Annotated in this window: 21 protein-coding genes; 4 read left to right on the forward strand and 17 right to left on the reverse strand. The window is 72.0% G+C overall.

Annotation, left to right across the window (positions count from 1 at the left end; translation table 11 throughout):
• Nucleotides 1-163 precede the first annotated feature (163 nt).
• The 6 genes from LHA35_RS11625 to thrC all read right to left on the reverse strand — a co-directional run bounded on the left by LHA35_RS11625 (nt 164) and on the right by thrC (nt 7,292).
• Nucleotides 164-571: a hypothetical protein gene (locus LHA35_RS11625; RefSeq protein ID WP_226608423.1), complete on the reverse strand. Its 408-nt coding sequence runs from the start codon at nt 569-571 to the stop codon at nt 164-166.
• A gap of 180 nt (nt 572-751) precedes the next feature.
• The gene (locus tag LHA35_RS11630) at nt 752-1,885 is read right to left on the reverse strand and encodes an acyltransferase family protein (protein ID WP_338050866.1); all 1,134 of its coding nucleotides are present in this window, start codon (nt 1,883-1,885) and stop codon (nt 752-754) included.
• Nucleotides 1,886-2,305: 420 nt separating this feature from the next.
• Nucleotides 2,306-3,646: a TldD/PmbA family protein gene (locus LHA35_RS11635; protein WP_226608426.1), complete on the reverse strand. Its 1,341-nt coding sequence runs from the start codon at nt 3,644-3,646 to the stop codon at nt 2,306-2,308.
• A 169-nt stretch (nt 3,647-3,815) separates the two neighbouring features.
• Nucleotides 3,816-5,081, reverse strand: a complete 1,266-nt coding sequence (locus LHA35_RS11640; protein ID WP_226608428.1) for a M16 family metallopeptidase — start codon at nt 5,079-5,081, stop codon at nt 3,816-3,818.
• An 84-nt stretch (nt 5,082-5,165) separates the two neighbouring features.
• Nucleotides 5,166-5,639, reverse strand: coding sequence for a DUF29 domain-containing protein (locus tag LHA35_RS11645; protein ID WP_226608429.1), 474 nt, complete (start codon nt 5,637-5,639; stop codon nt 5,166-5,168).
• A gap of 243 nt (nt 5,640-5,882) precedes the next feature.
• Nucleotides 5,883-7,292: a threonine synthase gene (thrC, locus tag LHA35_RS11650; protein WP_226608431.1), complete on the reverse strand. Its 1,410-nt coding sequence runs from the start codon at nt 7,290-7,292 to the stop codon at nt 5,883-5,885.
• 196 nt (nt 7,293-7,488) lie between these two features.
• Between thrC and LHA35_RS11655 the strand changes: the two genes are divergently transcribed.
• The 4 genes from LHA35_RS11655 (at nt 7,489) to LHA35_RS11670 (ending at nt 11,799) form a co-directional block, all read left to right on the forward strand.
• A complete protein-coding gene (locus tag LHA35_RS11655; RefSeq protein WP_226608432.1) occupies nt 7,489-8,454 on the forward strand; it encodes a tripartite tricarboxylate transporter substrate binding protein in 966 nt (321 codons plus the stop codon).
• Between the two features lie 290 nt (nt 8,455-8,744).
• Nucleotides 8,745-9,350 carry a DUF938 domain-containing protein gene (locus tag LHA35_RS11660; RefSeq protein WP_226608434.1) on the forward strand — a complete coding sequence of 202 codons (606 nt, stop codon included), beginning with the start codon at nt 8,745-8,747 and terminating at the stop codon, nt 9,348-9,350.
• 34 nt (nt 9,351-9,384) lie between these two features.
• A complete protein-coding gene (locus LHA35_RS11665; RefSeq protein WP_226608436.1) occupies nt 9,385-10,980 on the forward strand; it encodes a GMC family oxidoreductase in 1,596 nt (531 codons plus the stop codon).
• Nucleotides 10,981-11,076: 96 nt separating this feature from the next.
• Complete coding sequence (locus LHA35_RS11670; RefSeq protein WP_226608442.1) at nt 11,077-11,799, forward strand: SIR2 family NAD-dependent protein deacylase; 723 nt, start codon at nt 11,077-11,079, stop codon at nt 11,797-11,799.
• 72 nt (nt 11,800-11,871) lie between these two features.
• On the opposite strand, the gene LHA35_RS11675 is transcribed toward LHA35_RS11670, so the two are convergent.
• The 11 genes from LHA35_RS11675 to coxB form a co-directional block, all read right to left on the reverse strand.
• Nucleotides 11,872-13,860, reverse strand: a complete 1,989-nt coding sequence (locus tag LHA35_RS11675; protein ID WP_226608443.1) for an HWE histidine kinase domain-containing protein — start codon at nt 13,858-13,860, stop codon at nt 11,872-11,874.
• Between the two features lie 337 nt (nt 13,861-14,197).
• Nucleotides 14,198-14,983 carry a hotdog family protein gene (locus tag LHA35_RS11680; protein ID WP_226608444.1) on the reverse strand — a complete coding sequence of 262 codons (786 nt, stop codon included), beginning with the start codon at nt 14,981-14,983 and terminating at the stop codon, nt 14,198-14,200.
• Nucleotides 14,984-15,064: 81 nt separating this feature from the next.
• Entirely contained in the window at nt 15,065-16,549 is a 1,485-nt protein-coding gene (locus LHA35_RS11685; RefSeq protein ID WP_226608445.1) for a carboxypeptidase M32, read from the reverse strand.
• A complete protein-coding gene (locus LHA35_RS11690; protein ID WP_226608446.1) occupies nt 16,546-17,250 on the reverse strand; it encodes an SURF1 family protein in 705 nt (234 codons plus the stop codon). Before LHA35_RS11690 ends, LHA35_RS11685 begins: the two co-directional genes overlap by 4 nt.
• 4 nt (nt 17,251-17,254) lie before the next feature.
• Nucleotides 17,255-17,632, reverse strand: a complete 378-nt coding sequence (locus LHA35_RS11695) for a DUF983 domain-containing protein (protein ID WP_226608447.1) — start codon at nt 17,630-17,632, stop codon at nt 17,255-17,257.
• A gap of 1 nt (nt 17,633) precedes the next feature.
• A complete protein-coding gene (locus tag LHA35_RS11700; protein WP_226608448.1) occupies nt 17,634-18,488 on the reverse strand; it encodes a cytochrome c oxidase subunit 3 in 855 nt (284 codons plus the stop codon).
• A gap of 229 nt (nt 18,489-18,717) precedes the next feature.
• The gene (locus LHA35_RS11705) at nt 18,718-19,335 is read right to left on the reverse strand and encodes a cytochrome c oxidase assembly protein (RefSeq protein WP_226608449.1); all 618 of its coding nucleotides are present in this window, start codon (nt 19,333-19,335) and stop codon (nt 18,718-18,720) included.
• Between the two features lie 32 nt (nt 19,336-19,367).
• Nucleotides 19,368-19,496 (reverse strand): hypothetical protein, encoded by a 129-nt coding sequence (locus LHA35_RS28625; protein WP_264185487.1) that lies wholly within the window; start codon nt 19,494-19,496, stop codon nt 19,368-19,370.
• The gene (locus tag LHA35_RS11710) at nt 19,493-20,431 is read right to left on the reverse strand and encodes a heme o synthase (RefSeq protein WP_226608450.1); all 939 of its coding nucleotides are present in this window, start codon (nt 20,429-20,431) and stop codon (nt 19,493-19,495) included. The genes LHA35_RS28625 and LHA35_RS11710 overlap by 4 nt, the downstream gene beginning before the upstream one ends.
• A 156-nt stretch (nt 20,432-20,587) precedes the next feature.
• Nucleotides 20,588-22,189: a cytochrome c oxidase subunit I gene (gene ctaD / locus LHA35_RS11715; protein ID WP_226608451.1), complete on the reverse strand. Its 1,602-nt coding sequence runs from the start codon at nt 22,187-22,189 to the stop codon at nt 20,588-20,590.
• Between the two features lie 47 nt (nt 22,190-22,236).
• Nucleotides 22,237-23,169, reverse strand: coding sequence for a cytochrome c oxidase subunit II (gene coxB, locus LHA35_RS11720; RefSeq protein WP_226608452.1), 933 nt, complete (start codon nt 23,167-23,169; stop codon nt 22,237-22,239).
• Between the last annotated feature and the right edge of the window lie 551 nt (nt 23,170-23,720).

Consider the following 23,720-nt stretch of genomic DNA (forward strand, 5'->3'; position numbering starts at 1 on the left):
CCCGGACCCTCACATCCCGGGCGGGGCCAGGGCCGGCGGGGCGATCGGCCACCCGTCCTCCGGCGCCTGCAACGCGCGGCAACCCGGCCGGTCGCGGCGGATGGTCCTGCCCCCGCCGGCGGTGCGGGCACGGGCCGCGGTGCCGGCAGGGCCGGGGCGCTTCCTATTCGCGCTTCAGGGAGGCGAGCGTCGTCTCCTTCTCCGCCTCGCTCAGCGGGACCATCTGCGCCCAGACGGCGCCCGCCCAGATGCGCGCGGCGCGGGCCAGGCGCATCAGGTCATGCTCGTCGAGGCCCTCGACATACTCGGCGATCGACTCCGCCTCGTCGTCCCAGCCGGCGGCGATATCCACCACCACCGCCATGGCATTCATCGCCTCGTCCTCGAAATCGCCCTCCGTGAAGGCCCCCATCTCCACCAATTCCGGCACCTGATGGGCGGTGACGATGGTGAGCGTCGCGGCCTCGCGCAGCGGCAGTGCCCCATCCTCGGCCGCCACCAGTTCGGCCAGCGCGGCGATTGCCTCGCGCTCCATATGCCCGCGCGCCTTGCGCCAATCCTGCACGGCCATCGGCCCGTCTGCTCCCTGCCCGATCGGCCCTCCAACAGGCCGGTGCGGCGCCGGGTTCCGGCGCGCCCGGCGCGGTATAGGGCCGATGCGGCGGGCCCGGTACCGCGCTGGCGGGGGTCGGGCGCCCCAAGGCCCGGCAAGGGGACGGATCGCCGGCCCGGTGCCGCGCGGGCGGGGGGATCAGGCCGGGGCGCGGCCCAGGCGCACGGCGCCGACCCGCTGCGACAGTGCCCGCCCCAGCCAGATCGAGGGCCGCTCCGCCAGATGGAACAGCACCCAGGCGAGGCCGAGCGACACCAGCACCGCGCCGGCCATGACCGCCCAGAGGGGCAGATCCGGCGGCATCAGATGCAGGGCGGCCAGGATCACCGGCACATGCACGAGGTAGAGGCTGAAGGAGACCTTGCCGAGCCAGGCCAGCGGCGGCCAGACCAGCAGCGCCTGCGCGCGGGCCGAAGCGAGCACCAGCGCGATGAGCAGCGCGGCGCCCGCGCCATTGATCAGGTCCACCACCGTCGCGGGGGCGGGCGCCAGCCAGCGGTAGTGCAGCAGCAGGTAGCAGAGCCCCCACAGCCCGAGCCGCGCGCGCGGCGCGAGCGCGGCGATCCAGGCCGGCAGCCGCGCGCCCTCCCGCGCCAGCAGGACGCCGAACATGAAATGCGGCAGGAAGGCCAGGGTGGAGAGCCAGTCGGACCGGAGCAGCCGCATCTCCGCCACCGCGAGCGCGGCGAGAACCAGGCTGGCCACCATCGCCGGCGCCGGGCCGGCCGCGGCCAGCAGGATGAGCAGGGGGAAGAGCAGCGAGATGCGCCATTCATAGTGCAGCGACCAGAGCGGGCTGTTGAGGCCGTAGGGCTCCTCGATCAGCAGCGCATGCGAGGCGACGGCGCGGGGCGTCACCGCCTCCACCCAGTGGCCCGCGGCCCAGTCGCTCCAGCCAGGGCGTGGCACCGGGTCGATCAGCGCGACGAGCAGGGCGACCGGCAGCGCGACCAGGATGCAGGGCAGCAGCAGGCGGCAGGCGCGGCGCGTGACGAAGGGCAGGTAGGGCTGCGGGCCGCGCAGGAAGCCCTGCGCCAGCACATAGCCGCTGAGGACGAAGAACAGCAGCACCGCCTCGCGTCCGCTCCAGAGCAGATGGACGGGCGTGATGGTCAGCAGCGCGACAGTGAGCGGATCCTGCCCGGTGCGGAAGAAGGGCACCCCGTCTCCGCCCAGCGTCTCATAGAGTGCGGGCCAGACCAGCAGGCAATGATAGATGACGACCGAAAGGGCCGCCGCTCCACGCAAGGAGTCGAGCGCGACAATGCGAATGGGTCAGCCTCCCGGGCTCCGGTGACGGCACGCAGCGCCGCAGTACCGCAACTGGAACAATAGGCGAGTTGGAAGGTTGCCTGCGTCACGCCCGCGCGGTTCACGTGGTTTCCAGGTGAGCCGGTCTTGTCATGGCGCGGCAGCGCGGAGACGGCGCTGGTCCGGTGGCCGCCTGTCGGCGCAGGCGTCGCACGCGATGCCGGACTCGTCAGCCCCGGCCACTACAGCGGATTGCGTTCGAAAACGAACGCCGATCCGCTGTAGACCTTTGTCATTCGAGCAGATTTACGCCTTCGGTCGTTCACGGCCTCCGGCAATCTGCTCTAGCCCGTGATGGCAGCGGACTGCGCGGCATGTCGGGATTAGGCATACGAACCGTGTTCACGCCGCCTTGCGGCGCGAACACGGTTCGGCGGCGCCTCAGGCCCCCGCCATGGTCAGGCCCTCGACCCGCACCGTCGGGCTGTCCGTGCCGCGGCGGAATTGCAGGTCATCGGCCGGCGTCAGCTCCAGCAGCATGTCCTTCACATTGCCGGCGATGGTGATCTCGCTCACCGGCTCGGCCAGCGCGCCGTCGCGGATCATGAAGCCGGCGGCGCCGCGGCTGTAGTCGCCCGTCACGCCGTTCACGCCCATGCCGATGAGCTCGGTCACATAGAGCCCCTCGCGGATATCGGCCATCAGCGCCTCCGGCGTCACCCTCCCCGGCTCCAGCCAGAGATTGGTGGTGGAGGGCGAGGGCGGGCCGCCGGTGCCGCGGCTGGCATGGCCGGTGGAGGCCATGCCGAGTTGCCGCGCGCTGCGCCAGTCGAGCACCCAGGTGGTCAGCACGCCATCCTCGACGATGGCGCGGCGGGTGCCCTTCATCCCCTCCCCGTCGAAGGGCCGGCTACGGAGCCCCCGCCGGCGCGTCGGGTCGTCCACCACCGTCAGGCCCGCGGCCATGACACGCTGGCCGAGCCTGTCCCGCAGGAAGGAGGTGCCGCGCGCGACGGCGGCGCCGTTGATGGCGCCGGCGAGATGGCCGAGCAGCGAGGCGGCGACGCGCGGGTCATAGACCACCGGCACGCGCGCGGTCTTCGGCCGGCGGGGATTCAGCCGCGCCACCGCCTTCTCCCCGGCGCGACGGCCGAGCATGGCGGCATCCTCCAGATCCGAGAGATGCACGGTGGAGGAGTAGTCGTAGTCCCGCTCCATGCCCGTGCCCTGGCCGGCGAGCGCGGTGACGGAGATGGAGTGGCTCGTCCGCACATATTCGCCGGCGAAGCCGTTGCTGGCGGCGAGCGCGATGGCGTAGCGGCCCCATCCCGCCTCGGCGCCTTCCGAATTGGTCACGCCGGCCACCGCGAGCGCGGCATCCTCCGCCGCCGCGGCGCGCGCGATCAGCGCCTCCGCATTCGGCTCGGCCTCATCGGCCAGGTCGAGATCCACCGCGACCAGCCCGTCCGGCGCGTCGGGCAGGCCGGCGAAGGGGTCCTCCGGCACCACCCGCGCCATGGCGACGGCGCGTTCGGCCAGCGCCGCGAAGCCCCTGGGCGAGGGATCGGTGGAGGAGACGATCGCCTGCCGAAGCATGCCCCCCTGGCCGACGAAGACCCGCAGGCCGAGGTCGAAGCCCTCGGCGCGCTCGAGCTGCTCGATCTGGCCGAGGCGGCGGGCGACGGAGAGCGAGGCGTTGCTGACCAGGACGGCATCGGCGGCATCCGCGCCGGCCTTGCGGGCGGCGGCGACGAGGTCCTGCAGGGTGTCGGCGTGGGACATTGTCGTCTCCTAAGCCGGGGAAGGCGCTGCCTTCCCCGGACCCCAACCGCCAGACCAGAACCTGGCCTGGACCGGTGTTAGTTTCAGGCAAACTCAGGCCGGGTCCAGGGGTCGCCTGACCCGTGCCAAGGGGTTGGCGGCACTGCCGCCAACAAGGGGCAAGGCCCCCTCAGGCGGCCAGCCGCTCGGCGATCTGCGGCAGCCCCGGCACCTTGCCCGCGGGCCCGAGCGCCGCGAGGGTCGGCGTCGCGCGGAAGGCCGCGCGGGCCGCCTCCTGCACGTCCTCGATGGTGACGGCGGCGATCTTCGCCTTGGTCTCCTCCACGGGGATGACGCGGCCATGCACCTGGATCTGCCGGGCGAGCTGCTCGGTGCGGCTGCCGGTGCTCTCGAGCGACATGAGCAGGGAGGCGCGGAACTGCGCCTTGGCACGGTCCAGCTCCTCCTGCGTCACATCGGTCTGCACCTTGCGCAGCTCCTCCAGCGTGACGGGGACCAGCTCCTCCGCCTCCTTCTCCCCGGTGCCGGCATAGACGGCAAACAGGCCGCCATCCTGGAAGGGATGCGCGAAGGAGTAGATGGAATAGACCAGCCCGCGCTTCTCCCGGATCTCCTGGAACAGGCGGGAGGACATGCCGCCGCCGAGCAGGGTCGAGAGCAGCAGGGTGGGGTAGTGCAGGCGGTCGCGGTAGCTGGTGGCGGGGAAGCCCAGCACGATATGCACCTGGTCGAGGTCGCGCTCCTCGCGGAACTCGCCGCCGGCATAGCGGGCGGGCTCGGGCGGCGGCGGCGCCACCTGTGGCAGGTCGGCGAAGTGGCGCTTCACCATCTCCAGCAGGTCCTCATGCTCCACCGCGCCGGCGGCGGCGACCACCATGCGCTCCGGGCCATAGTGGTGGCGCATGTAGCCGGTCAGCGCCTCCCGCTTCATGCCCTTGATGACCTCCTCGGTGCCGAGCGTCGGGCGGCCCATGGGCTGGCCGGGATAGGCGGTGTTCTGGAAATGGTCGAAGATGATGTCGTCCGGCGTGTCGTTCGCCTGGCCGATCTCCTGCAGGATCACGCCCCGCTCGCGCTCCAGCTCCTCCGGGATGAAGGTGGAATGCGTCAGGATGTCGCCGATGATGTCCGCGGCGAGGCCGACATCCTCCTTCAGCACCTTGCAGTAATAGGCGGTGTTCTCGCGGGAGGTGTAGGCGTTCAGGTGGCCGCCGACATTCTCGATCTCGCGGGCGATGGCGGCGGCGTCGCGCCGCTCCGTGCCCTTGAAGGCCATGTGCTCGAGGAAATGGGAGACGCCGTTCTCCGCCGCGCTCTCATGGCGCGTGCCGGCGGCGACATAGGCACCGATGGAGACGGTCTCGACCCGCTTCATGGTCTCGGAAACGACCGTGAGGCCATTGGGCAGGCGGGTGAGGCGGACGGCTTCGGACATGGAGTTCCTTGCGTGGGGGAGGTCGGGAAGGGCGTTCACGGGGATATGGGCGTGCTGCCGCCCGGGCGCGAGTGGGCCATCCGGTCAGGCCGGGGCGCGGCCGATGGCGCCGATGAGGGCGCGGAGGTCCGCTTCCTCATCCATCAGGGCATCGAGGCTGAGGTCGGTGCGGTCCGGGATCGGCTGGGCCGGCCCATCGCCCGGCGTGGCCAGGACGGTGCGCCGGGCATCGTCAAAGCACTGCTGAACCGAAATGCGTGCCGCCATGCTGCGATGATAACGCCTCTGGGCCTGCACCAGGAAGTTCACCGCCTCCCCTGTCCAGTGCGGCACTGCCGTACTGGCAGGCCAGCGAGCCATCTTGAGCGCGTGGACCATCGCTTGGGTCAACAGCGAGGTGACCGCGGCGATCTCGGAATTCCCCAGATCCTCGATCTCCTCGATCACATGCTCCCAGTCGAGGTCGTTCACCCTCTCGCCCGCCACATGCCGGCGCAGCCGGTCGGCCTGGAGGCGGGACCAGGTGACGATATCCGTCCGGTACAGATCGTCGGGCATGCAGCTTCCTCGGGGCGGGGACGGCCGCTGGGGGGCGGCGTCCGTCCGGGGTGTCCGGTCCGTGACCCTCCCATGTAATGCGAAATGCCGGCCGGCGCGACCGTTGCGCGGCCGGGCAGGGTGCGCGTGCGCGCGAGGTCCCGGCCGCCCGCCCGGGACGGGAGCAGGATGCGGAGGGCGGCCGGCGCGGCGGTCCGCGGCCGGCCAGGGCCACCGGACCGGTCGACCCGGCGCCGGGCCGCGCTACCCCGCGCGGTTGCGCCGGGTATGGGCGCGGACGAAATCCTCCACCGGGGCCAGATCGGCCCGCAGCACCGAGTACCGCTCCTCCCGCTCATACAGGTCCGCCAGCCGCGGCGGCAGCGGCGGGCGCATCCCCGTCGCCCGCTCCACCGCATCCGGGAATTTCGCCGGATGCGCGGTGGCGGCGACCACCACGGGGATGCCCGGGTCCTCCGGCGCATGGGTCCGGGCGGCGGCGGTGCCGATGGCGGTATGCGGGTCCGCGAGGTAGCCGGCCACCTCCTGCAGCCGCCGGATTTCCGCGAGCGTCCCCTCATCGGAGAGCGCGAAGCCGTGGAACAGCCCGGTCGCCCGCTTCCAGGCGGCATCCGGCACCGGCATCCGCCCCTCGGCCCGGAAGCGGCGCATGGTCTCGGCCGTCGCCGCGGCGTCGCGCCCCAGCAGCTCGAACAGCAGCCGCTCGAAATTCGAGCTGACCTGGATGTCCATGCTGGGGGAGAGGCTGGGCTCCACCCCCTTCACAGACATGTCGTTGGCCGCCAGGAAGCGCGTCAGGATGTCGTTGCGGTTGGAGCCGACGATGAGGCGCTCCACCGGCAGCCCCATCTCCCGCACCGCCCAGGCGGCCAGCACATTGCCGAAATTACCGGTGGGCACGCTGAAGGCCACCGGCCGTTCCGGGGCGCCGAGGGCGAGGGCGGCATAGGCGTAATAGGGAATCTGCGCCGCCACCCGGGCCCAGTTGATGGAGTTGACCGCGGCCAGCCGCATCTCCTCCCGGAAGGGGGCGTCGCCGAACATCGCCTTCACCAGGTCCTGGCAGTCGTCGAAGCTGCCCTGGACGGCGAGGTTGGCGACGTTGTCCGACAGCACCGTCGTCATCTGCCGGCGCTGCACCTCGGAGGTGCGCCCCTCCGGATGCAGGATGACGATGTCGATCGCCGCGCGGTCCCGGCAGGCCTCGATGGCGGCGGAGCCGGTATCGCCCGAGGTGGCGCCGACGATGGTGATCCGCTCCCCCCGCCGCGCCAGCACATGGTCGAAGAGCCGCCCGAGCAGCTGCATCGCCATGTCCTTGAAGGCGAGCGTCGGCCCGTGGAACAGCTCCAGCGCGAAGGTCCGGTGGTCGAGCTGGACCAGCGGCGCGATGGCCGGGTGGCCGAAGCCGGCATAGGCGGCCCCGGTCATGCCCCGCAGCGTCCCGAGCGGCAGCGTCTCCCCGGCAAAGAGGTGCATCAGCCGGGCGGCAAGCTCCGGATAGGGCAGGCCGCGCAGCGCCCGCCACTCGGCGGGTGAAAGGCTCGGCCAGCTCTCCGGCAGGAAGAGCCCGCCATCCTCGGCGAGGCCGGCGAGCAGGACGCCTTCGAAGTCACGGGGGGCGGCCTGGCCGCGGGTGCTGAGATAGCGCATGGGGGGCGCAACCTAGCGGCTGCGGCCGGATGCAGCCAGCGGCGGCCGGCGGCATCGCCCTGCCTGCCCCGGGCGCCGGCGGCAGGACGGCCCGGCGGGGCGCGCGACCTATGCGGTGCGACACGGACTGGCATTCGGCAAGAGGCCATGAAGGCGGCCATCCCGCACGCTATCCGTACGGGTTCGGAGACCGCCCATGCGCCGCCTGCTCGCCCTGCTGCTGCTGCTTCCCGGCCTCGCCGCCGCGCAGGCGCCGGAGCCGCCCGCCCGCCCCGCCCGGGGCCCCATCCGCCTGATCGTGCCCTTCCCGACCGGCGGCGCCGCGGACGGCACGGCCCGCATCCTCGCCCCGGCGCTCGCCGCCTCGCTCGGCACGCCGGTGCAGGTGGAGAACCGCCCGGGCGGGCGGGGCATCGCCGGGGCGGAGGCCGTCGCGCGCGCCGCGCCGGACGGGCGGACCCTCGGCCTCTCCGTGGCCGCATGGCCGGAGGCGGCCCCGGCGGCGGAGCGGCCGCCGCGGGAAGGCGGCCCTGCCCTAACCCGGGTCGCGCTGGTGGCCGAGACGCCGACCGTGCTGCTCGTGCCGGCCGGCAGCCGCTTCCAGGCCATGGAGGTCTATCTGCGAGCCGGGCGGAGCTGGATGCGCGGCCTGACCTTCGGCAGCCCGGCCGCGGGCAGCCTGCCGCACCTGCAGGGGGAGATGCTGGCCCGGGCGGCGGAGGCGCGGCTGGTGCATGTGGCCTATCGCGGCACCGCCGCGGGGCTGCAGGACTTGGCGAACGGCCAGGTGGACAGCCTGATGGCACCGCTCGCCAGCGCCATGCCGGCGCTCCTGGCCGGCGAGGTGCGGGCGCTGGCCGTCAGCGGCCCGGCCCCGGATTCGCGGCTGCCGGGCGTGCCGAGCTTCGCCTCGCTCGGCTACCCGCAGCTCACCGCCACGCTGCGGATGTGGATCAGCGCCCCGCCGGACCTGCCGCCGGCGCTGCTGGCCCGGCTGCGGGGCGGTGCCGAGCGCGCCATGGCCGGGCCGGCGGTGGAACGGCAGTTGCTCCTCGCGGGGCTGACGCCGCCGGCGCGGCCGCGGGAGGAACCGTCCGACCCGCGGCTGGTCGCGGAACTCGGGGAGGCGTCCCGGCCGCAAGCGGGCCCGCAGGCGAATTGAGACCGGGCCGCATGGGGCCTGGCCCGCAGCCGCCATGGGCGGTGGGGCCGCGCAGGCCGCCCGCGCCACGGCAGGGCCGCCGCGGGCCGGATGAGCGGGGGCCGGCATGGCAGCCCCGCGGGACGGCGAAGGAGGGCGCGCCAGGGCAGGGGGGGGATCATGCCGGCCCCGCGCCTGGCCGCCCTGGGGCCGCGGCGTGTACCGGGTTAGAAGGCGGTGCACCCGGGAGAGCCGCCCATGTCCAGTTCCGCCCCCATCCCCATTCGCGGCACCGGCCGGGCAGGCGGCGCATGACCGAGGCCCGCCGCCACGCCCCCGCCACCGCCCGCAACCGGGACCCCATCCTCGCCGTGCTGCGCCGGCACCTGCCGGAGACCGGCCGGCTGCTGGAGGTCTCGAGCGGCACGGGCGAGCATGCCGTGCATTTCGCCGCGGCCTTCCCCGGCCTCCTCTGGCAGCCCACCGATCCCGATCCCGCGGCGCGCGCCAGCATCGCCGCCTGGGCGGCGGAGGCGCGGCTGCCCAACCTGCTGCCGCCGCTCGATCTCGATGCCGCGGCGGAGGCCTGGCCGGTGACGCAGGCCGATGCCGTGCTCTGCATCAACATGATCCATATCGCGCCCTGGGAAGCCGGGCTCGGCCTGCTGCGCGGCGCCGCGCGCCTCCTCCCGCCGGGCGGGCCGCTGGTCCTCTACGGTCCCTACCGCCGCGGCGGGCAGCACACCGCCCCCTCCAACGCGGCCTTCGACGAGGGGCTGCGGGCGCAGGACCCGCGCTGGGGCGTGCGGAACCTGGAGGACGTGGCCGAGGCCGCCGCGGCCGCCGGCTTCGGCGCGCCCATCGTCGAGGCGATGCCGGCGAACAACCTCACCGTGATCTTCCGCCGCGCGGGCTGATGCGCCACCCTCCCCGCGGGGGAGACAGGCAGGCATGGAAGAGACCGACTACCTCGTCATCGGCGCCGGCTCGGCCGGCTGCGTGGTCGCGGCGCGCCTCGGCGAGGCCGGGGAGCGCGTCACGCTGCTGGAGGCGGGGCCGCGCGATCGCCATCCCTGGATCCACATCCCCGCCGGCATGCTCAAGCTGCTGCAGAACCAGAAGCTGGTGAACTGGGGCTATACGACGGAGCCCGACTCCGCCACCGGCCACCGCGAGATCCGCTGGCCGCGCGGCAGGACCCTGGGCGGGTCGTCGTCCATCAACGGCATGCTGTACGTGCGCGGCAACCCCGCGGATTTCGACATCTGGGCGCAGATGGGCTGCCGCGGCTGGTCCTATGAGGAGGTATTGCCCTTCTTCCGCAGGAGCGAGCACTACGTCCAGGGCGGCGACCCGGAGGTTCGCGGCCAGGGCGGTCCACTCCAGGTCGAGGACTACCGCACCATCCTCCCCCTGACGCACCGCTTCGTGGAAGCCGCGCAGCAGGCCGGCCATCCCTTCCGGCAGGACCTGAACGGGAAGAAGCAGGAGGGCGTCGGCTATTCCCAGATGACGCGCCTCGGCCGCTGGCGCGGCTCGACCGCGCGGACCTTCCTGGCGCGGGCGAAGGGCAAGGTGCGGGTCGAGACGGAGGCGCAGGCGGCGCGGCTGCTCTTCGATGGCCGGCGCTGCATCGGCGCCGAGTTCCGCCAGGGCGGCGTGCTCCGGACGATCCACGTGAAACGGGAGGTGATCGTCTCCGGCGGCGCGGTGAACTCGCCGCACCTGCTGCAATTGTCGGGCCTCGGCCCGGCGGAGCATCTGCGCGGCCTCGGGATCGCGGTGCTGCAGGACATGCCGCAGGTCGGCCTGAACCTGCAGGACCACTACGTCTCCCGCGTCCAGCACCGGGTGAAGGACAGCATCAGCACCAACCAGCTCGCGCGGGGGCTCCGGCTGGCGGGGGAGGTCGCGCGCTTCTTCGCGCTCGGCAAGGGCGCGCTCACCTTCGGCGTGACGACGGCGCAGGTCTTCGCCCGCAGCCGGGAGGGGCTGGCGAGCCCCGACCTGCAACTGCTCTTCACCCCCGCGAGCTATACGCTCGGCCAGTTCGGCGTGCTGGAGACGGAGCCGGGCATGACCTGCGCCATCTGCCCGGTGAAGCCGGACAGCCGCGGCACCGTCCTGGCGAAGTCCGCCGATCCCTTCGAGCGGCCGGCGATCCGGCCCAACTACCTCTCGGCGCCCTCCGACCAGCGGCTGCTGGCGGCGGGCATCCGCATGGTGCGCGAGATCTTCGCCCAAGCCCCCATCGCCCGCTACAGCGTGCAGGAGATCCTGCCGGGGCCGGGCGTGGCATCCGAGGAGGAACTACTGGCGTTCAACCGGCAATACGGCACCACCATCTACCACCCCGTCGGCACCTGCCGCATGGGGGAGGACCCGATGAGCGTGGTGGACAGCCGCCTGCGGGTGCGGGGGATCGGCGGGCTGCGGGTGGCCGATGCCTCGATCATGCCGACGCTCACCACCGGCAACACCAACGCGCCGACCATCATGATCGGGGAGAAGGCCGCCGCCATGATCCTCGAGGAGGCCAGGGCGTAAACATCCAGGATTCCGGGGAAGGCACTTCCCCGGCCCCCTTCGTTTTCCGGGAGTCTGGCAGCCGTGATTCGGGAGCACATCGACCAACTCCGAAGGATGCTCGAAGCCTCGAAGCGCGTGGTGGTCTTCACCGGCGCCGGCATCAGCACGGAATCCGGCATCCCCGACTATCGCAGCCCGGGGACCGGCACCTGGGAGAAGATGAAGCCGATCTATTTCCAGGAATTCCTCGCCTCCCCCGCCGCGCGGCGGGAGGCCTGGCGCCGGCGCTTCGAGAGCGACCCCGTGATGCGCGCCGCCGAGCCGAACCGGGGGCACCGCGCCGTCGCCCGGCTGGTGCGGGAAGGCAAGGTCGCCGCCGTCATCACCCAGAACATCGACGGGCTGCACCAGGCCTCCGGCGTGCCGGAGGCGCAGGTGATCGAGCTGCACGGCAACACCACCTACGCCACCTGCCTCTCCTGCCGGACGCGGCATGAGATCGCCGATATTCATGCGGCCTTCGCCCAGACCGATGAGGTGCCGGACTGCCGCGCCTGCGGCGGCCTGCTGAAAACCGCGACGGTCAGCTTCGGCCAGTCCATGCCCGAAGGCCCGATGCTGCGGGCGCGGGAGGAGGTGCTGGCGGCCGATCTGTGCCTCGTCCTCGGTTCCTCCCTGGTGGTCTACCCGGCCGCCGGCTTCCCGGAGATGGCGAAGCGCAAGGGCGCCCGGCTCGCCATCATCAACCGGCAGGAAACCGGGCTGGACGAGATCGCCGACCTCGTCATCCGGGAGGGGATCGGCGATGTGCTGGGCGGGGCCGTGGGCGTGAACTGATCCGCCGCACGGGCCGCTCACACCGAGCATCAAGGCAGGCTGCCCCCGCCCCGGACCTGTGTATGCCGGGTATCAGGCCGCCCGGCTGTCCAGCCGGCCCGCGAGGACGCGCGCCGCGGGCAGGTCCATCTCGCAGGCCAGGCCGGCGCGGTCCCAGCGCAGCGCCAGCCTGCCGCCAAGCTGCCGCTCCACCGTCGCCTGCAGCACACGCGCGCCGAAGCCGCTATCGGTGGGCGGCTCCTCGACCGGCGGCCCGCCGCGCTCCAGCCAGGTCAGCCGCAGCCACTCCCCCGGTCCGTCCACGAATTCCCAGCGCAGCGTCAGCAGCCCCTCCGGCCGCGACAGGGCGCCGTATTTGGTGGCGTTGGTCGCCAGCTCGTGCAGCGCCATCGCCAGCGGCTGCACCGCGGTGGCGGCGATGCTCACCGCCGGCCCCTCCAGTTCGGCCCGCGGCCCGCCGCTCCGCGGCGCCCCGAGGAAGGGCGCCAGCTCGCCCCGCACCAGCTCCGCCAGCCCGACGCTGTGCCATTGCGTGGTCGAGAGCAGGGCGAGCGCCTGGGCCAGCGCGCCGATGCGGCCATCCACCTCCCGCACGAAGGCGTCCAGCGTCGGCGCCCGCGTCAGCCGCAGCGCCGCGCGGGCGGTGGCCAGCGCGTTCTTGGCGCGGTGGTCCACCTCCCGCATCAGCAGGTCGCGCCGCAGCTCGGCCTCGCGCTGCTCGGAGATGTCCTGCACCAGCAACACCACCCGGCCCGGCTCGCCGGGCAGCGGGGCGGAGGAGATGCGCACCGGCAGGCGCGAGCCGTCCGGGCAAAGATAGTCCTTCTCATAGGGGTCGAACCATCCGCGCCCCCGCGCCTCGGCGATCACCCGCTCATCGCGCGGCTGATGCTCGGGCGCCGTGGCGCGGCGGCAATCCCAGCGGCCTTCCTCGAAGGCGGCGCGGGAGCCGCCGGTCATCTCCAGCAGGCAGTCATTGACGAGGATGGTCTCGCACCGCGCCAGGTCAAAGACGGCCATGCCGATGCCCCGGCTCTCGAAGACGCCGCGGAAACGTGCCTCGGCGGCCTGCCGCGCCTCCGCCGCCGCCCGCGCCGTGGCCTCGCGGCGCAGCGCCGCCTCGGCCGCCGCCGCCACCCGCGCCTGGCGCAGCGCCAGGCCGGCGACCAGCAGCAGGGTCAGCGCGGCCGCCAGGGCCACGATGCCATAGGCGCGCAGGTTGCCGTGCCAGCGCGCGAGCAGCGCGGCCCGGTCCCCGCCGAAGCCGACATAGACCGGCCAGGCCCCGACCTTCCGGAAGGCATAGAGACGTGTCTGGCCATCCAGGCTGGAAGGCTCGTTGATCACGCCGCGCTCCGTCCCTTCGGCCATGTGGCGCAGCAGGGGGCTTCCCGGCCCTAGCCGGCTGTGCGCATCGGCCAGCGCCGGATGGCGCGCCAGGATGGCGCCATCGGTGCGGAACAACCCGGCGGCATGCGCGAAGGGCGGCGCCGCCTCGGCATAGAAGCGCGCGAAATAATCGGGGCTCAGCGCGACATGGATGGTGCCGGCGAAGCCGCCGGCGGCGTCGGACCGGCGCCGGCTGATGGCGAAGGAGGCGATGGTGGTGGCCCGGCCGGTGAAGGCCGCGCTCACGAAGGCGCCGGCATCCGGACGCTCCCGGTGCACGCGGAAGAATTCGCGGTCGGCGATCGAGATGGCCGGGTCCCAGGCCTGGCTGCCGGCGAGGACGTAACCCCCGGCATCCGCGACCCAGATCGAGACGAACTGCTCATAGGGTTGCCGCACCCTCCGCAAGAAGGTGCTGGTCTCGGGCGCGGCCAGCCGGGCCACATCCATGCCGTCCACATGCTCCGCCACCCGGCCCAGCACGAGGTCGGCGGTATCAAGGATTTTCGCGGCATGCTCATGCATGATGGCGGTGGTGCGCTGGACGGTATCCGCGCCCTCCCGCAGCACTTCCCCGCGGTTCCACCAGGCGGCGGCGCCGAAGACCAGGGCCGGCACGAGCAGCGAGGCGAGCAGCACGATTCTGTGGAGGCGAAGGGCGGACAGCGTCACTCTCGGTCTGGACTCCTGCGCGGACCGGGCCGTGGCGCCGGAAAGAGCCCTGCGCCCGTCCGGCCTCCCCGCCTCGCCGCACGGTCGGGACCGGCTGTGCCCGGCAGCGACCCGCGGCCTAGTAGCCGCCGGCGCTTCCTCCCGGCAACGCTAATTTGAGCAAACCTCGATGCAACAGTTCAAGTCCTGCGGCAGCCCGAGTGCCGCCGGGGAGAATAGGGACCGAGCCCATGCGGGCACCGGGAGTGACCGCCAGGCGCGGCGTCTGGGCGGAGCGGCGCCGTGACTTTGGGGTGATTTATTCTCCTCTAATGCACACTTATGATTTCTGTCGCCCTCAGGCCACCTGCCGCGGCCGCCAGATCGCGGTGTGCCGCACCTGGGCGACCGACCTCTCCTCCTCCGCCACGACCAGCACCTCCAGTTCCACGATCGCGTGGCCCTTGCGCTCGGCATTCTCCATGACCCGCGCCCGCGCCGTCAGCCTCTCCCCCACCCGCGCCGCGGCCAGGTTGCGCACCGCACTGCCGACATGGATCCAGGGGCCCAGCACCACATTCTGCACCAGCACCTGGTTGCAGAGCCGCAGCACCTGGCCGGGATGCACCAGCCCCTCCCGCGCATAGAGCGGGTCCTGCTCCCGCACCGCGGCCAGATACCCGGCCGCGACCGCCGGCGTGACCTCCAGCGGCGCGGTGCCGAGCACGGTGCCGGGCGCGAGCGTGTCCTCGCTCGCGGGCGGGCGCTCGGCCGGCGGGGCGCGCCATTCCCAGCGGGCGGCCTCCGGCGGCGTCACCGGCGGCGGCAGCGCGGCCTGGCCGGTGGCGCAGACCGTCCCGTCGCGCCGGAGGGTGAGTGCGAGCCCCTCCCCCGCCTCCGCCGCCTCCACCCTCACCAGGTCGCCGTCATAGACCGGCGACTGGAAGCGGCACTCGGCACTGCCATGCTCCAGCCAAGCGCGGCCCCAGCGCGCCACGGCGGGGTGGCAGGCATAGGCATAGACCTCCACCCCCGGCACCAGCGCGCCGCTGAAGCCGAAGCGGCGGGCCACCGTGTCGTCATGGATCTTGTTCTCAGACTGGGCCGAGAGGTTGTGGGCGCGGACCTCGTAGGGCTGGGCCATGGCGTTTCCTCCTGGCCGCAGCCTGTCCTCCTGGCCGCTCCCCGGCAAGCCGTGGCGCGACCGCGCCGCGGGAAGGGGGGCTCAGCCCTCCAGGTAGCGCGCCCGCAGATGCGCCATGAAGTCCCCTGGGTCGAGCGACTTGCCCGTGGCATGTCGCAGCAGGTCCTGGAAGCCGAGGCGGGAGCCCTGCGCGTGCACCTTCTCCCGCAGCCAGCCCATGAGCGGAAGCATCTCGCCCAGCGCCAGCGCTTCGTCCAGGCCGGGCACCTCGCGCCGTGCCGCCTGCATGAGCTGGGCGGCCGCCATGGCGCCGAGCGTGTAGCTCGGGAAATAGCCGAAGGCGCCGTCATGCCAGTGGATGTCCTGCAGGCAGCCGCGGGCGTCGTCCGGCGGGGCGATGCCGAGCAGGGCGCGGAGGCCCTCATTCCAGGCGCCGGGCAGGTCGGCGACTTCCAGCCTGCCCCCGATCATCGCCCGCTCCAGCCGGAAGCGCAGGATGACATGGGCGGGGTAGGTCAGCTCATCGGCATCGACGCGGATGAAGCCGCGCGAAACGCGGCGCCAGAGCCCGGCCAGGTTCTCCGTGGCGTAGGGCGCCGGATCGCCGCCGAAGGCGGCCAGCAGCTCCCGCCCGAGGAAGGAGAGGAAGGCGTCGGAGCGGCAGGCCTGCATCTCGACGATCAGGCTCTGCGACTCATGCGCCGCCATGCCCGCCGCCTCGCCCACCGGCTGGCGGGCCCAGGCTTCGGGCAGGCCGCGCTCATATTGCGCATGGCCGGTCTCGTGCAGCACGCCCATCAGCGCCTTGGCGACATCCTCCTCGGCATAGAAGGTGGTGATGCGCACGTCGCTCGGCGTGCCGCCGCAGAAGGGGTGCAGGCTCTCGTCCAGTCGGGCATGCGCGTAGTCGAGGCCGACCCGTTCCGACATCCGCCGGCAGAGGGCGCGCTGCGCCGCGACCGGGAAGGGCCCGGGCAGCGGGCGCGGGGCGGGGCGCCGGGACTGGATCGCCTCGGCCCGCGGCAGGGCCTCGGCCAGGAAGGCCTCGTAGGCGGCGAAGACCGGCTCCACCTCGGCCGCCGTGACACCGCGCTGGTAGCCCTCCATCAGCGCGTCATAGGGAGAGAGGCCGAGCGCGGCGGAAAGCGCCTGCGCCATCTCCCGCTGCAGCCGGACGACCTCCTCCAGCGCCGGGCGGACCAGGGCGAAGTCGGACCTCGCCTTGGCCTCCCGCCAGATGGTCTCGCAGGCGCTGTTGGCGCGGGCCATGGCCTCCACCAGCGCGGTCGGCAGGGCGGTGGCGCGGGCATGGGCGCGGCGCATCAGCTCGAGATTCGCCGCGTCCCATTCGCCCTGCGCCGCGGCATCGGCGAGGTCCCCGGCCACCTCCGGCGCGGTCAGCAGGTCATGCGACAGGCCGGCGAGGGTCGCCAGTTGCTCCCCGCGCGCTGCGGCGCCGCCCGGCGGCATCATGGCGCTGGCATCCCAGTGCAGCATGGCCTGCGCCTCGCCGAGCGTGGCGATGCGGGCGAAGCGGGCCTTCAGGCGGTCATAGGCGGCGGTCATGCAGGATCCTTTTCCGGTGCGCCCCCCTGGCCGGGCCGGCGCAGCATGAAGGCGGCCAGCACGCCGACCAGCGCCGCCGCCAGCCCGTACCAGGTGATGGCATAGCCGAGATGCGGGTTGTTCGGCCGCGGCAGGGCGCGTGGCGCGGCAGGCAGCGCGGCGGCCGGCGCCTCGGGCGGGGCGAGCGCGACCAGGCCGAAGGGCATGGGGGGCGGCAGGTCCAGCGCCCGGCCGATCGCCACGGGGTCGAAGAGGTAGAAGCGGCGCCCCGCCGGGTCGTCCCGCGGGCTGTTCCAGTCCCGCTCATCCGCCGGGCGGAGATAGCCGGTGACGGAGACCTCGCCCTCCGGCCGGGCGATGGCGCGGTCCCGCTCCAGCGGCACCCAGCCGCGATCGACCAGCAGCGGCGGCGCGTCCTGCCGCAGCAGCGGCGTGACCAGATGCGCGCCGAGCGTGGTGCCGCGCACCTGCAGGCCCAGCAGCGCTTCCCGGTCATGGTCGAAGCGGCCGGTGGCGGCGACCTTGGCATAGGGCCGCGCCCCGGCATCGAGCGGCAGGGCGGGGCCGGCCTCCGCCGCGGCGATGGCGGCCAGCAGGTCGGTCTTCCAGTGCAGCCGCTGCACCTGCCAGGTGCCGAGGCCGAGGAGGATCGCCAGCACGGGCAGCGCGGCCAGCACCGGCAGGAGGCGCCGCAGGGTCATTGCCTCATCCCGCCGGGCCGCGCAGGCGGTGGCGGTACTGCAGCGCGACCAGCAGCGCCTTGGCGAGGCGCATGACCAGCAGCGAGAGCGGCAGCACCAGCGCCGGCCAGAGCAGCGCATGCGCCCAGAGCGGCGGTTCGTACCGAACATCCACCACCAGGGCCGCGATCACCGCCAGCGCGCCGACGATGAAGATGCCGGCCATGGCCGGGCCATCGCCCGAATCATGCGCCCGGAGGTCGAGCCCGCAGGCGGGACAGGCTTCGCGCACCGCCAGCACCCCGGAAAACAGCGGGCCGCTGCCGCAACGCGGACAGCGGCCCAGCAGGGCGACCGGGGCCAGCGGGGCGGCCCCGGAGCCCGGGGCGGCACCCGCCGCCATGTCAGTGCACCGCGATCTCGCCCGCACCCCACCAGTAGATGCAGACGAAGAGGAACAGCCACACCACGTCGACGAAGTGCCAGTACCAGGCCGCCGCCTCGAAGCCGAAATGCCGCTCCGGCGTGAAATGGCCCTTCATCGCGCGGAACAGGCAGACCGCGAGGAAGGTGGTGCCGACGATGACGTGGAAGCCGTGGAAGCCGGTGGCGAGGAAGAAGACCGAGGGATAGACGCCGCCGGTGAAGGCGAAGGGCGCCTCGGCGTACTCGACCGCCTGCAGGAAGGTGAAGAACATGCCCAGCAGCACCGTCAGCGCCAGGCCGTTGACCAGCCCCTTGCGGTCCCCGTGCAGCAGCGCGTGGTGCGCCCAGGTGACCGTGCAGCCCGAGAGCAGCAGGATCATGGTGTTCAGGAAGGGCAGGCCCCAGGGATCGAAGGTGAGGATGCCCTGCGGCGGCCAGATCGCGACCTCGGCGCCCGAGACATGGTCCGGGTAGAGCGCGAAATGGAAATAGGCCCAGAAGAAGGCGACGAAGAACATCACCTCGGAAGCGATGAACAGCGTCATGCCATAGCGCAGGCCGATCCGCACCACCGGGGTATGCATGCCCGGGGTCTGCGACTCCCGCAGCACGTCGCGCCACCAGAAGAACATGCTGGCGAGCGTGCCGGCGACGCCGATGTAGAGCATCCACCAGCTGCCGTAATGCGCGACGAGGATGATGCCGAGCACCAGCGCGCCGGCCGCGAAGCTGGAGACCAGCGGCCAGGGCGAGGGGTCCACCAGGTGGTAGGGGTGCTTGTGCAGCGGGGCGGGCTCCGCCGCATTCGCCGTCATATCGGTGGTGCTGGCCATCTGACGTCCTGGTCTGATTCGGCGGCGCCGTGACCCCTGCGGGGCGGGCGCCGAATGGGCGCATCAATCCCGAAAACCCCGCCTTGATCAAGCCCGTGCGGCCTGATCGCGGGGGCGTTCCCGGGGTTGCACCGGCCTGGCCCGGCAACGTGCGGGGCCGGGCCGGCGCGGTCCTGGTCGGGCCGGCGTGCGGGGCCCCGGGCGGTGCCGCCGGAGCCCCGCGCGCCGGTCAGGGGGTGGCACGCGGCGGCGCGCCGACATGCGGCCCGGCATTCGCCAGGGCGCCGGTGCGCTGCGCGTCCTCGAGGCTGCGGAAGAAGCTGTAGCTGATGGTGATGGTGCGGATGCCCCGGGTGTTCGGGTCTTCCGCGATCTTCGGGTCCACCCAGAAGGCGAGCGGCATGTCCACCTGCTGGCCGGGTTCGAGCGTCTGCTGTTCGAAGCAGAAGCAGGCGGTCTTGTGGAAATACTTCCCCACCACCTCGGGCGTCACGTTGTAGGTGGAGATGCCGGTGACCGGCACCGCGGCGGTGTTGGTGGCCTGGTAGAAGGCCATCCCCTCCTCCCCCACACGGAGCTGCATCGGGCCCTGGCCGGGGACGAAGCGCCAGGGCAGGCCGGGCTGGGTATTGGCGTTGAAGCGGATGGTCATGACCTGGCTCCCCGCCCCCGGGGCCGCCGGGCCGTTCACCTGCACCGTGCCATTATAGCCGGTGACGCGGCAGAACAGGTCGTAGAGCGGGACGGAGGCGAAGGAGAGGCCGACCATGCCGCAGACGAAGAGGCCGACGCCCATGGCGGTGCGGCGGTTGCGGCGGCGGAGCGTCTCGGCGCGGGTCGGGTCCATGGCGGCAGAATTGGGCGCGCGGTGCGGCATGGCTAGCCCCGCAGCACGCGCGCCGTGCTGATGAAGAAGAACAGGATGACGAGGGCGAGGAGCACCCCCAGCACTGCCCAGTTCTTCTGCCGCCGGCGGCGGTCGAGATCGGCGCGTTCTTCGGGCGTCATCCAAGGATCATCCGGTCCACGGCGAGCGCGATGAAGAGCAGGCCGAGATAGGAAAGGGAGTAGCGGAAGGCCTTCCTGGCCGGCACGTCGCCGGAGAGGCTGCGCCCCGCGGGATCCTGCCGGTCCCGCCAGACGGCGAGGGCATGGCGCAGGAATTCGGCGCCCAGCAGCAGGGCTGCGGCGGCATAGACCCAGCCGGCGAAGCCGAGCAGCGTCGGCGCCAGCGTCAGCGGCACCAGCAGCAGGGTATAGAGCAGCACCTGCTTCCGGGTCTCCCGCGCGCCATGGGTGACGGGCAGCATGGGGACGCCGACCCGCTCGTAATCCGCATGGGCGAACAGGCTGAGCGCCCAGAAATGCGGCGGGGTCCAGAAGAAGATGATGGCGAAGAGAATGAGGGGCTCGAGCGTCACGTCGCCGGTGACGGCGGCCCAGCCGATCACCGGCGGGAAGGCCCCGGCGGCGCCGCCGATGACGATGTTCTGGCTGGTCCGGCGCTTCAGCCACATGGTGTAGACGACGACATAGAAGGCGATCGAGAGCGCGAGCACGCCGGCCGCCACCCAATTGGTGGCGAGCCCCATGATGAGGACGGAGGCGGTGGCGAGCGAGACGCCATAGGCGAGCGCCGCGCCCGGCTCGATCCGCCCGGCCGGAATGGGGCGGCGGGCGGTGCGCTTCATCCGCGCGTCGATGTCGCGGTCGTACCACATGTTGATGGCGCCCGCGGCGCCCGCGCCGAGCGCGATGCAGAGCACGGCGGCGATCGCCAGCGCCGGCGGCAGCGTTCCCGGCGCCACGATCAGCCCCACCACGCCGGTCAGCACCACCAGCGAGATCACCCGCGGCTTGAGCAGCGTGACCCAGTCGCGGACCTCCGAGAGGTCCTGCGCCGGGAGGGCTTCCGATGCGGAGGAGGCGGTGAGATCGCTCATGGCGATGGATCCAGGCCCTGCATGGAGAAAACGCCATGCCGCGGGGCATGGCGCATCCCGGTCTTGATGGTGAATGCCGGCCGGGACCCGTGGGTCCCGGCCTTTCTGCCTGCCCCTCGCGTCAGCGGACGCGCGGCAGTTCCGAGCCCAGGCGCGTCAGCGGACGCGCGGCAGTTCCTCGAAGGTGTGGAAGGGCGGCGGGCTGCTGACCTGCCATTCCAGCGTGGTCGCACCCTCACCCCAGTAGTTGTCGGCCACCTGCTCCTTCGAGGTGAAGGTCCGGTAGACGACGTAGAAGAACACCAGCATCGACGCCGCGGCGATGTAGGAGCCGAGCGAGGAGACCAGGTTCCAGCCCCAGAAGGCATCCGGGTAGTCCGGGTAGCGGCGGGGCATGCCCTGCGCGCCCAGGAAGTGCTGCGGGAAGAAGATCAGGTTGGCGCCGATGAACAGCATCCAGAAATGCACCTGCCCCCAGAACTCCGGGTACTGCTTTCCGCTCATCTTGCCGATCCAGTAGTAGAAGCCGGCGAAGATCGAGAAGACGGCGCCCAGGGACAGCACGTAGTGGAAGTGCGCCACCACGTAGTAGGTGTTGTGCAGGATGACGTCCACGCCGGCATTGGCCAGCTTCACGCCGGTGACGCCGCCCACCGTGAACAGGAAGATGAAGCCGATGGCCCAGAGCATGGGCAGCTTCATCTGGATGGAACCGCCCCACATGGTGGCGATCCAGGAGAAGATCTTCACGCCCGTCGGCACCGCAATCACCATCGTCGCCGCCATGAAGTAGGCGCGGGTGTCGACATCGATGCCGGAGGTGAACATGTGGTGGGCCCAGACGATGAAGCCCACGACGCCGATCGCCACCATCGCATAGGCCATGCCGAGATAGCCGAAGACCGGCTTGCGGCTGAAGGTCGAGACGATGTGGCTGATGATCCCGAAGCCCGGCAGGATCATGATGTAGACTTCGGGGTGACCGAAGAACCAGAACAGGTGCTGGAACAGCACCGGGTCGCCGCCGCCGGCCGGGTTGAAGAAGGCCGTGCCGAAATTGCGGTCCGTGATCAGCATGGTGATCGCGCCGGCCAGCACCGGCACCGCCAGCAGCAGCAGGAAGGCGGTCACCAGCATCGACCACACGAACAGCGGCATCTTGTGCAGGGTCATGCCCGGCGCGCGCATGTTGAAGATGGTCGTGATGAAGTTCGCCGCGCCCATGATCGAGCTCGCGCCCGCCAGGTGCAGGGCGAACAGCGCCAGGTCCATGGCCGGGCCGGCATGGTAGGTGCTGTCCGAGAGCGGGGTGTAGATCGTCCAGCCCGCGCCGGGGCCGGAGCCCACGAACAGGCTCGCGCCCAGCATCAGGAAGGCCGGCACCAGCAGCCAGAAGCTGATGTTGTTCATGCGCGGGAAGGCCATGTCCGGCGCGCCGATCATGATCGGCACGAACCAGTTGCCGAACCCGCCGATCAACGCCGGCATGACCACGAAGAACACCATGATCAGGCCATGGGCGCTGACCACCGAGTTCCACATCTGGCCGTCGGCGAAGATCTGCATCCCCGGATTCTGCAGCTCCATCCGCATCAGGACGGAGAGCAGCACGCCGATGATCGCGGCGAAGACCGAGAAGATGAGGTAGAGGGTGCCGATGTCCTTGTGGTTCGTGCTGAAGAACCAGCGCGCCACGAAGCCCGGCTTGTGGTCGTGGTGGTCGTGCCCGTGATGGGCGTGGTCACTCGCGGTCGCCATGGATCCGTCCCGCCTCGAGGTCAATCAGGGTCAGCCGAGCCCCGGGATTACCGGGGCAGGGCCGCAATCTGCCGGGTGGGCGCCGGGGCGGCGGCCACCGACACCGGGGCGCCGTCCGCCCGCGCATATTTCGTCTTCGCCTGGTCCACCCAGGTCTGGAACTCGGCCGCGGGCACCGCCCGGACCTCGATCGGCATGAACCAGTGGTTCGTGCCGCAGATCTGGTTGCACTGGCCGTAGAAGGTGCCGGCGCGGTCGGCGCGGAACCAGGTCTCCAGCGTCCGGCCGGGGATGGTATATTTCTGCACGCCGAGTGCCGGGACGAAGAAGCTGTGGATCACGTCCTGCCCGGTGGTCAGCACGCGCACCGTGGCGCCGACCGGGATCACCAGCGGCTCGTCCACCGCCAGGTTGCGGGGCTGGCCCGGCTGCAGGTCCTCATCCGGAATCGGGCGGCTGTCGAAGGCGAAGTTGCCGTGATCCGGATAGGTGTAGTTCCAGTACCACTGCCGCCCCTGGACATTGATGGTGATGTCCGCGTCGCGCGCCCGGTCCTGGTAGTAGATCAAGCGGAAGGACGGGATGGCGATCACCACCAGGATCAGCACCGGGATCACCGTCCAGGCGATCTCGATCATGGTGTTGTGGCTGGTGCGGGACGGCGTCGGGTTGGCCGCTTCGCGGAACTTCCAGACCACATAGGCCAGCAGCACCATCACGAACAGGGTGATGGCGATGATGATCCAGAGCACCAGCGTGTTGAAGTCGTGGATGGCCTCCTTCACCGGCCCCGCCGCAGGCTGCAGGCCCATGCCCCACGGGGTCGGCGCGCCGAGCGAGCCCTCGGTGCTGCCGACGATCCCGCCGGTCGGCTCATTTCCCTGCGCAAGCGCCTGTCCGAAGAGGGCCGACGCACCGACGAGGCCGGCGGTAGCGAGCCTCGATGCCTTAGCGAACCATCGCCCGATCACACGTCGCATCCCATTCCCGTCCGGGCTGACGACGCGCGCCGCCCGCAATCTATTCCCGCCGGGCCGCAGGACGGCCGGCACACCCCTCCCGCAGGCGCGGGGCAGGCGCGGCCGGACCATAGTCGCGCACCCTGGCACCGCACAAGTGAGGCCGCTTTGACATACAGCAAGGCCGCCGCGCTTTTTCAGGCGCCTCCTTCAACCTCTGCCTCCCCCTCGGCCACAGGGTCGACCATGTCCGACAGCATCGACCGGACATGCTCGTCCCGCACCGTGCAGCAGACCTGCCGGCCGCACCGGTCCGCCTGCAGCAACCGCATGGCGCGAGACGGGCGAGGCGGACATGCCCAGGCGCTCCGCCTCCTCCCCAGCCGCCGCCGGCGCACCGAGGCAGGCGAGGACGATCCGCAGCCGCGCCGGGCCGCGCATCGGCCGGAACATCTCCGCCAGTTCGGCGACCTGGTCCCCGCCGATCCTGCCCCGCCCGCCGGCCGCCTCGCCCCACGCCGGCCTGGCCCCAAGCGGGCCCCTGGCTGCGCCGCGGTGATTTGACCCCGCCG

Origin of the sequence: Roseicella aerolata (assembly GCF_020523605.1) — a bacterium.
Lineage (GTDB): Bacteria > Pseudomonadota > Alphaproteobacteria > Acetobacterales > Acetobacteraceae > Paracraurococcus > Paracraurococcus aerolatus.

Bases quoted from the DNA above. Each gene is read 5' to 3' on its own strand.
- LHA35_RS11665 (WP_226608436.1), top strand. From the start codon at position 9,385: ATGGAAGAGACCGACTACCTCGTCATCGGCGCCGGCTCGGCCGGCTGC.
- LHA35_RS11660 (WP_226608434.1), top strand. From the start codon at position 8,745: ATGACCGAGGCCCGCCGCCACGCCCCCGCCACCGCCCGCAACCGGGAC.
- LHA35_RS11670 (WP_226608442.1), top strand. From the start codon at position 11,077: ATGCTCGAAGCCTCGAAGCGCGTGGTGGTCTTCACCGGCGCCGGCATC.
- LHA35_RS11695 (WP_226608447.1), bottom strand. From the start codon at position 17,632: ATGGCGGCGGGTGCCGCCCCGGGCTCCGGGGCCGCCCCGCTGGCCCCG.
- LHA35_RS11635 (WP_226608426.1), bottom strand. From the start codon at position 3,646: ATGTCCCACGCCGACACCCTGCAGGACCTCGTCGCCGCCGCCCGCAAG.
- LHA35_RS11690 (WP_226608446.1), bottom strand. From the start codon at position 17,250: ATGACCCTGCGGCGCCTCCTGCCGGTGCTGGCCGCGCTGCCCGTGCTG.
- LHA35_RS11645 (WP_226608429.1), bottom strand. From the start codon at position 5,639: ATGCCCGACGATCTGTACCGGACGGATATCGTCACCTGGTCCCGCCTC.
- coxB (WP_226608452.1), bottom strand. From the start codon at position 23,169: ATGCGACGTGTGATCGGGCGATGGTTCGCTAAGGCATCGAGGCTCGCT.
- LHA35_RS11625 (WP_226608423.1), bottom strand. From the start codon at position 571: ATGGCCGTGCAGGATTGGCGCAAGGCGCGCGGGCATATGGAGCGCGAG.
- LHA35_RS11700 (WP_226608448.1), bottom strand. From the start codon at position 18,488: ATGGCCAGCACCACCGATATGACGGCGAATGCGGCGGAGCCCGCCCCG.
- LHA35_RS11705 (WP_226608449.1), bottom strand. From the start codon at position 19,335: ATGGACCCGACCCGCGCCGAGACGCTCCGCCGCCGCAACCGCCGCACC.
- LHA35_RS28625 (WP_264185487.1), bottom strand. From the start codon at position 19,496: ATGACGCCCGAAGAACGCGCCGATCTCGACCGCCGCCGGCGGCAGAAG.
- ctaD (WP_226608451.1), bottom strand. From the start codon at position 22,189: ATGGCGACCGCGAGTGACCACGCCCATCACGGGCACGACCACCACGAC.
- thrC (WP_226608431.1), bottom strand. From the start codon at position 7,292: ATGCGCTATCTCAGCACCCGCGGCCAGGCCGCCCCCCGTGACTTCGAA.
- LHA35_RS11710 (WP_226608450.1), bottom strand. From the start codon at position 20,431: ATGAGCGATCTCACCGCCTCCTCCGCATCGGAAGCCCTCCCGGCGCAG.
- LHA35_RS11680 (WP_226608444.1), bottom strand. From the start codon at position 14,983: ATGGCCCAGCCCTACGAGGTCCGCGCCCACAACCTCTCGGCCCAGTCT.
- LHA35_RS11685 (WP_226608445.1), bottom strand. From the start codon at position 16,549: ATGACCGCCGCCTATGACCGCCTGAAGGCCCGCTTCGCCCGCATCGCC.
- LHA35_RS11640 (WP_226608428.1), bottom strand. From the start codon at position 5,081: ATGTCCGAAGCCGTCCGCCTCACCCGCCTGCCCAATGGCCTCACGGTC.
- LHA35_RS11655 (WP_226608432.1), top strand. From the start codon at position 7,489: ATGCGCCGCCTGCTCGCCCTGCTGCTGCTGCTTCCCGGCCTCGCCGCC.